Genomic DNA, 8,399 nt, shown 5'->3' on the forward strand with positions numbered 1-8,399 from the left:
TTCCATCCATACTATTGACTTTTCGCATCTCTTTTAGGCTATAACATGCCTCAGGTAAAAAAATTTAATTATAGTCTATTCTTTAAGCATGAGTAAAAGACAAGTTACCGGCAGACAAGCGGCAAGAATCAAATACAAGCATCAATCCTATCATCAACGAATAAATGCCAATTCTGAGCAGAATTTGGCCCAGGGTTTAGTCATTGCAAGATTTGCTCAGGATGCCTTAATCGAAGATGAGAACAATCAGCGGATTCGTTGCTCGTTAAGGCCGGATATTGATTCTTTAGTCGCAGGCGATCGGGTTATTTGGCAGCGGGAGAACGAAACGCAAGGTGTCGTGGTCAGCCGTTATCCGCGCGAATCGCTTCTTGGCAGGCCAGACAAATCTGGAACAATCAAGCCGGTTGCTGCCAATATCACGCAGATTATGGTTGTTCTTGCCCCAAAGCCTGAAGTTTCCTGGACTTTGCTCGACAGCTATTTAATCATTGCCGAGTATTTAAATATTACGGCATCAATCGTATTGAATAAGGCCGATCTTTCCTGTGCAGCCATACAACAAACGCTTCTTAAGCTATATGAGCCTTTAGGCTATCGAGTGATTGTCACAAGCCAGCTGGAAAAAAGACGTAATATTGCGCTTCTTGAACTCTTGAATGAAGAAACCAGTGTGTTTGTTGGCCAATCAGGAGTTGGAAAATCATCTATTATCAGCAGCATTTTGCCTCATGAAACCGAAATTGCCACAAGCGAACTCAGCAACAATTTCGGCCGGCATACAACCAGCAACTCAATTTTTTATCATTTGCCCACTGGCGGCGCCATCATCGACTCGCCAGGGGTGCGTGAATTTGGGTTATGGCATATGCCTAAAGATGAAATAACCCGGTGCTACCGTGAGTTTCAACCCTTTCTCACTCAGTGTAAATACCGTAACTGCAACCATTGCGATACGCCTGGCTGCGCAATTTTAAAGGCTGTTCAAGAAAACCTGATCTCTCGCACCCGTTATGACAATTATGTTAAAATAAGTAACCAATTTGCCAAATAAATTGATCTGATTTCTAAAAATATGACCAATTTTTCCAGGGCGCATCATCAATGGGTTTTCCGCAGCGAAAATACTAATCGATGACGCGCCCTAACTGACATATAAGGATGGGTTCTCATTTGGTTTTTTAAACAGCAACATCGCACATTACTCAAATTTGTGTCCTGAAACCAAAAGAAGACCTGCCTCAGAAATTGCATTGCTGAATTTATTACAATTCGGCTCTGCTTCAGAAAGCATATCAATCGGTGTATCGTTTTTTACAGGTGTAAAATGTTTAATTATTTTTCTCTTGCCAACATGACAGCTGGATTTGTGGGCATGCTGGTAGGATTCACCAGTTCCGCAGTACTGGTTTTTCAAGCGGCCATGGCTCTTGGCGCATCCCAGGCAGAAATCAGTTCCTGGCTGTTGGCTTTGGGGTTAAGCATAGCCATCACCTGCATTGGGCTTTCTCTCCGCTATCGTGTTCCGATTTTAACTGGTTGGTCAACGCCCGGAGCTGCTTTATTAATTACCAGTCTTTCTGGTGTCTCATTGCCGGAAGCGATTGGCGCCTTCATGTTTTCAGCCGCATTAACTGTCTTCAGCGGCATTACGGGCATCTTTGAAAAAATCATGGATTATGTGCCACGTTCATTAACTTCGGCAATGCTTGCAGGTATTTTGCTTCAGTTTGGGATGAATGTATTTACATCCATGCAAACCCAGTTTTCCCTGGTCGTTTCGATGATGCTTGTTTATCTAATTGGAAAATGTTATTTCCAGCGTTATACCGTTATTCTCGTCTTGTTAAGCGGCATCATCATTGCTTACGCCGAAGGGCTTTTTCATTTGCAGCAATTGCAACTGGCTGTATCCTATCCAGTATTTACTGCACCTGTCTTTTCTTTTCATACGCTTATCAGCATTGGCATGCCGTTGTTTATTGTAACCATGACATCCCAGAATATCCCGGGAACCGCTGTCATTAGAGCCAGCGAATACAATCCTCCTGTTTCTTCATTAATCAGCTGGATTGGCGGAGTAACATTCTTAATGGCGCCTTTTGGTTGTTATGCCATAAATCTTGCCGCAATAACCGCTGCTATTTGTATGGGTGAGGAAGCAGACAATAATCCGAAGACTCGTTACCGAGCTACAATCTTCGCTGGATTTTGCTGGCTGGTTGTAGGTTTGTTCAGCGCGAGCGTAGTCGCTTTATTTGCAGCTTTTCCTAAAGAACTGGTCACCGCTATTGCAGGATTGGCATTGTTATCAACCATCGCCAACAACTTGAAATCCGCCCTGGATGATGAATCACAGCGGGAGCCGGCGCTGATCACTATATTAGTCTGCGCTTCTGGCATTTCATTATGGGGGATAGGAGCGGCATTTTGGGGATTGATCGCGGGTATTCTGGCTTCCCTGCTTCTCAATTGGCATAAGAAAAAAAGGGTTGCGACTGCAAAGGCCTTAGGCAAAACAGTTTAAAATTTCTAAATGGTTCAGATTTTTGGAATTGACCTGGAGTTAAATGAAACGAAAGAAGTGAACCATATTAAATTAGGCTATATTTTTCTTTATTGCAGCAATTCTTTTCTTTTTATTTTTGGTGATTTTTTGTTGCATTGTACTTGAAATCCTTGACCGATATGGCTAGGCCTCCAGTTTAGTTAAAGGCTGCCACGCACTTGCTTATACCTGGTTTCAAAATGGAATTGATCATGGAAAAGTTTGTAGGGAAACTTCTTATTTTAATGTGTTTATTAATTTCTGGCTGCGATTTACCAAAAGATCCAAACCACACCTTGGATAAAGTTAAAAAAACCCATATCTTAAGAGTTGGGGCAATTTATAATCCTCCCTGGGTTGGCAAGAACGAGAGCGGCATTGAGCCCATACTTTTAAAACAATTTGCCAAAGAGCTTAATGCTCATCCAAAATTTTTTTATTTGCCTGAATCCTTAGCTATGAAAGCCCTCATAGAGGGCCAAGTAGATGTAGTGATTGGCGGCATTACCGCAGATACACCTTGGGAGAAAAAAATCGGTTTAACTCGCCCTTATTATAAAGAAATTTATTATATAGGCCGACCAGAAAAACTTTCCAAAAAACACCTCGTCGCTATTTCACCAGCCAACTGGATACAAAAATATCTCAATATAGATAATTACAATATTATTGAAACAGTAAGCCCTTTTTCAACTGGATTTGCGGTAGCAGCACCACGATGGGAACTAGAAAATCATCATTATCAATTGATGACCAAGCTCCATAAAGTTAATCATGTGATCGTAATTCCGAGAGGAGAGAATCAATTTTTAATCACTCTTGAAAAGTATCTTAAAAATCAAGAGAAACAAATTAAACACCATTTGAGCAAAGTAAACCATGAAGCTAGCCCCTCAATATGAATTTACAGATAAGCAAACCCATCATTTGCACAAGGCACGCAAATTAGCCTATATGACAATTGCTTATCTTGCTTCCGTAGCGCTTCTGACATATTTGGTCATGGGTAGCTCCCAAACCATGAAAACAGTATGGATTGATGATGTATTAAGCATGATTCCTTCCCTATCTTTTTTAATCAGCAGTTATATTTGTTGGAAAAAACCAAACCATACCTTCCCCTATGGATATCATCGTGCCATTTCAATTTCTTTTCTTTGTGCCTCTTTAGCATTGTTAGTTATGGGAATCTATCTATTGATTGATGCTTTTTGGGTATTAATCAATAAAGATTATCCAACAATTGGTTTATTTAATGCTTGGGGATATGATATTTGGCTGGGCTGGATCATGATTTTGGTTTTATTATATGGTGTTTTCCCTCCGATTTTCTTGGGAAAGGCAAAGTTAAAAATTGCACCGCTTCTTTATGATAAAGTGCTTTATACAGACGCAAAAATGAATCGTGCGGATTGGCTTATCGCCTTTGTAGCGATTATAGGTGTGGCAGGCATTGCTTATGGCTTTTGGTGGAGCGACGCTGTAGCTGCAAGCTTCGTCTCCCTAAGTATTTTACATGACGGGATAAAGCAAACTTCAGAAGCGGTTACCCTTCTTATGGATAAAGCTCCTTGCGATTTGGAAGGAAAAGAATTGAATTTACCCCACAAGGTAATCAAATTATTAGAAAATTTTTCATGGGTTAAAAAAGCTGAAGTGAGGCTTCGAGAACAAGGACATTTAATTTTTGGCGAAGGTTTTCTCTATACTACAAATCATTCAATTTCTCATAAACAAATTAAAAAGGCTGCTGAAGCGGTCATGGGGCTAGACTGGCGATTAAAGAATTTCGTTTTAACCATAATTGAGGATTGAACTCAATCTTTCTGAACTTTTACCACATTATTATTTATACGAACCATTGCCGTCACCTTGTGTCTCCTTTTTCGCAAAATTAAGTTCTTGACAAAGGATAACCTTAATGGCTTTTTATTTTTCTATATAATACCTAATAACTTTTTAATTTTGGAATACCATTGTTTACGGCACTGATTGGAACATTTAAAGAACGACCCGTGATACTTTGCCAATATTTATCTACAGCAAAGCTACATTCAAGTTCACTTTCTAGGCGGATTTGCAACATGCTAATCAGGGAGTTCAATGATTCAAACTGAACATTCGGTTCTATTGCCAGTTTTTTTTGGATTTGTTGCCTTGATAACCGATTGGAAGGGGATGCGTTAGAAAAAAAACGTATGCTGGATTGTTTCGAGCTCCAGCCCTTTTCCTCAGAAATGATGCGATAAGTTAAAAATTCCGCACAACTCTTGTAATACTCTTGCCTATCTAAAGGCATTTTTGCTTTCTTTTCTAATTGTTCTAAAATTTCTTGTTTTTCCTTTTCCCCCAACGTTTCAAGAAATTTTAAAAATAAGATGTTAATTTGCAGTCTTTTTAGATTTTCATCCATTGGCTTCAAGGCGATATTTATCTGTTGATCCATAATATTGCTTAATAACTGGCGTAATTTGGGATTATGATTGCAACATAACCATAAAGCGGAGAACAAAGATTCTGGTTCAAACCAAATATTTTTTTGTTCAAAAAAAGAACCATCTCCAATCGAATTTATCCAGGAAAGAGTTGCCTGATTCAAGCGGAGTCTTATCCACCAATTCACTTCCCGGAGCGGTTTGACCGCGGATTCTATTATCGCAACATAAACAGCGCGGGCTTTAGCATAATTGCTGGCGTTTAATATGGGAATGATTCGAGAAAATATTTCATTAATTTCATCGGGAACCGTGTTGGAAAAATCATAGGCATATAAGGTACAATGAGAAAAAGGCCAATAATAGAACTTTCTGACCATAACAGCCGCAGTTAAAATCAGAAGACGCCGCAAAGCTTCCTGATCATCTATATTCCCATAATCTAGAAATACCTTGCCTTGCGAAGCCTGACGCATTTCTGAGACGCTGAAGTGCCGCTCAACTTCCTCCGTAAAATCCCAGAATGGAGCATAATCCATAACCATTTGTGCAAAATATTTCCCGCTTAAGGCAATGCAATTTCCTTCAGTAACTCCCTGCAGAACTTCAGCAAAACTCTTTTTCACCCCGCGCATTATTATCTGTTGTTTGATTAGATTTTCCCGTTCAGCAAACGGCAATTGGTTAAATTCACTATAAAATTTCAGATAAGCGCGCTCCGCGGCCTGCATTTGCGTTATATCATAGTTATGCCCAGCCATTAGCCCGGCTGAATAGCAACTCTCATTAACAAGATTATAAACAGCCTTCACAGTCCGTAACTGTAAAGGAGGATCTGTCCTAACGCTGCTGCTTTGGATGAGGTGAATGTATTTTTCAAACGGTTTTGAATATCCTAATCTTTTTAATTCTTTTCTTGTAAGCGGAACTGCTGGCGTTGTATAACAATTATAAAACGTGCCATTAGCATGAAAGTGCGCAGCGCAGTTATCCAGAAGCAGCAGGGATTTACCATCCTCAGACAAAATATAGTGTGATAAAGGATAATTACTGAGCCTGACAAGTTGAATAGCATCTTCATCATGGGTCAAAGTAGGCATTAAAAAACGGTAATAATCCTTGCTGATGTACCCTGCGCCAGCAAGCGTTTGCGCAACCAGGATCCATTCTTTATTGTCCTCTGATTGCAACCGCGTATAATCCAGATTTGTATCTAAAATTTTCAGCCAACGTATGGCATAAATCTCTTGCAGCTTTTCAATTAAAAAAGGATCTATTTTTTTTGTATTTTTTAATTGTAAAATGACTAAATGAATTCCTTTTTGAAGCACTTCTTCGCCGGCCAGTTTCTGCAATTTATCTATCAATATTTCTGCAGTTAATCCAGGCCCTAAACCAAGTTCTTGATACAACCCCTGTAATTTTGGGTGTTTCGAAATCAAAGAGGGGTCAAAAGTGCAAAGCCATCGAGCAAGAGCAAGGATGCGCTGAAGTTTTGGGGAACATTCTCGGCGAGAAAGATCAATCAGCACATTGATTAGATAATCACTTTTGTTATTGCAGCTAACCTTCTGCCCATACAACCAGTTTACATCATTGACGGGGCAGGAATAGAGGGTGTTTAGCCAATTATCAAATCGGTTTTGAAAATCCTTGTAGTCATGGTTTTCAACATCAAGATAGTTTTCTACCAACTCCAATAAATCGGTCAGCAAATGTCTTGGACATTCGCCGCGTTTTTGCCAAGCAGGAAGAGCCTCCCGCTCCAGATAATTCCAAAAAGAACTGTACTTTTTATTTTTGAATGTAAATGCTGCGCCTGTCTTTTTACGTATTCTGAATAATTCACTTAAAGTCAAAGGGCGAATATTCTGGTTTTGGTCGCTTTCATGCGTATAAAAAGATTTACCCTGCTGTATATTTTCAAACAGTCCTTTTGTTCGATGCAAAGTTGTTCCATTGTGAGAAAGGTAAAACTCTCGTAAATCAGAACACTCAATAAGAGGTGAGCGCTTTAGCGGATCAAAGATGTTAGTGGCAGAGGGTATTAATACTTGCAAATAGGTTCGATTCGTTTCAAAGGCCAATTCCTTTGCCAGTTGAATCCAATAATGATTAATACCTTTAGGATTAATCATATAATCATATTCTGTATCTGTAACCAATTGCCAGCGTTGGGCAAAAACTAATAAAATTTCTCGCAGTTGCTTTTCGCTGAGGGTATCTTCACTCTGGAGGGATAAAACCATATCCTCCAAGGTTTTTATATACTCCTTATCAAATTCGGTTACTCCGTCGGAGCATAGTAATTGTTTGACGAATCCTTTTATACGGTGGGCATACATATAACGCTACTTCCCTGAATATTGGAGCAACATTCTATAACAAATTTTTTCTGTTGGCGATATATGAATCCCGTAAAATCAGGGTAGTTTGTCTATCCTATATTCGGCTGTAAAATCAAGCTTCAACAGAGTTTGCCTGGCGCAAGTTGAAAGTTGGGCTAAAAGCATTCAACACTCGTTAACTTAGCCTAAATGGGCAAATCTTTGGGAAAAACCTAATTTCAGCACGATACAATGCAATTGGTTTAGGTTTCTATTCGTTCGGCTCTTTCTTCTCTTCGCTCGCCTCATCCTCTTGACTGAAGAGATCGCTTAAAGAAGGGGGTTCATTTGTTTCTTCTTCATCCAGTTCATCCAGCCTTGCTTCTTCAGATTCTGCATCAGGGTTAATACTGGATTCTTTCCGTTCTGATTCAAGTTCATCACTGTAATCAGAGTAATTAAATTCAAAATTTGTATTAAAATCATGATTCAGTTTATCTACCAGGGCCATCTCAAAATCTTCCCGGTTTAAACTAATTTCATAGGTTCTTCTTGCTTCCTGGGCAGCTTTTGCTACATATGCCGCTGTCGCAGCCTTTGCATAGGCTTCATATGCCTCCTTTGCCTTTTGACGGGCTTCATATGCTGACTTAGCCAAACTGACAATATGGTTAAATTCGTCGCGATCCATAATCATTTCTCCTGATACGTATTCGACTTATGTAGCTGTTCTCGCCAGTATTGATTCTTAAATTGTAGTTTAAATTTTCAAATATGCACAAAACAAAACATCATTTGACTCAAATATAGCCGATTTTTTTCAAATAGTTATCGATTTTAAAATGAATGATATTAGGCGTGCTGGAACTTGATATATTAGGCATGCTTTTGCTGATGAAAAGTCTTTAGGGATTAGATAGCAGATTTTAATTAATGTATTAAATAAAATGGTTTTAATGATGGGAGTAAGCGCTAAAAAGGTATGTTATGCTTCTAATGAGGCATTGAAATAAAAAAAGCGGCACAAAGCCGCTTGATAAAAAAGCCCTGGCGATGACCTACTTTCGCATGGGGAGGCCCCACACTATC

6 protein-coding genes are annotated in these 8,399 nt (G+C 39.4%); 4 read left to right on the forward strand and 2 right to left on the reverse strand.

From position 1 onward, the window contains the following. Window positions 1-88 precede the first annotated feature (88 nt). The 4 genes from rsgA to Llon_RS01585 all read left to right on the forward strand — a co-directional run bounded on the left by rsgA (window position 89) and on the right by Llon_RS01585 (window position 4,363). The gene (gene rsgA, locus Llon_RS01570) at window positions 89-1,054 is read left to right on the forward strand and encodes a ribosome small subunit-dependent GTPase A (protein WP_058528317.1); all 966 of its coding nucleotides are present in this window, start codon (window positions 89-91) and stop codon (window positions 1,052-1,054) included. Window positions 1,055-1,327: 273 nt separating this feature from the next. Then, window positions 1,328-2,527 (forward strand): benzoate/H(+) symporter BenE family transporter, encoded by a 1,200-nt coding sequence (locus Llon_RS01575; protein ID WP_058528318.1) that lies wholly within the window; start codon window positions 1,328-1,330, stop codon window positions 2,525-2,527. A 233-nt stretch (window positions 2,528-2,760) separates the two neighbouring features. Continuing rightward, the gene (locus Llon_RS01580; protein ID WP_160149091.1) at window positions 2,761-3,450 is read left to right on the forward strand and encodes a transporter substrate-binding domain-containing protein; all 690 of its coding nucleotides are present in this window, start codon (window positions 2,761-2,763) and stop codon (window positions 3,448-3,450) included. A gap of 52 nt (window positions 3,451-3,502) precedes the next feature. After that, entirely contained in the window at window positions 3,503-4,363 is an 861-nt protein-coding gene (locus Llon_RS01585; RefSeq protein ID WP_160149092.1) for a cation efflux transmembrane domain-containing protein, read from the forward strand. Between the two features lie 133 nt (window positions 4,364-4,496). Here Llon_RS01585 and Llon_RS01590 read toward each other — a convergent pair whose 3' ends face one another. Together Llon_RS01590 and Llon_RS01595 are read right to left on the reverse strand one after the other, a co-directional pair. Beyond that, window positions 4,497-7,232 carry a hypothetical protein gene (locus Llon_RS01590; RefSeq protein WP_131754667.1) on the reverse strand — a complete coding sequence of 912 codons (2,736 nt, stop codon included), beginning with the start codon at window positions 7,230-7,232 and terminating at the stop codon, window positions 4,497-4,499. Window positions 7,233-7,581: 349 nt separating this feature from the next. Beyond that, a complete protein-coding gene (locus Llon_RS01595) occupies window positions 7,582-8,001 on the reverse strand; it encodes a hypothetical protein (RefSeq protein WP_058528322.1) in 420 nt (139 codons plus the stop codon). Window positions 8,002-8,399: the final 398 nt, after the last annotated feature.

Origin of the sequence: Legionella londiniensis (assembly GCF_001467825.1) — a bacterium.
Taxonomy (GTDB): Bacteria; Pseudomonadota; Gammaproteobacteria; order Legionellales; family Legionellaceae; genus Legionella_A; species Legionella_A londiniensis.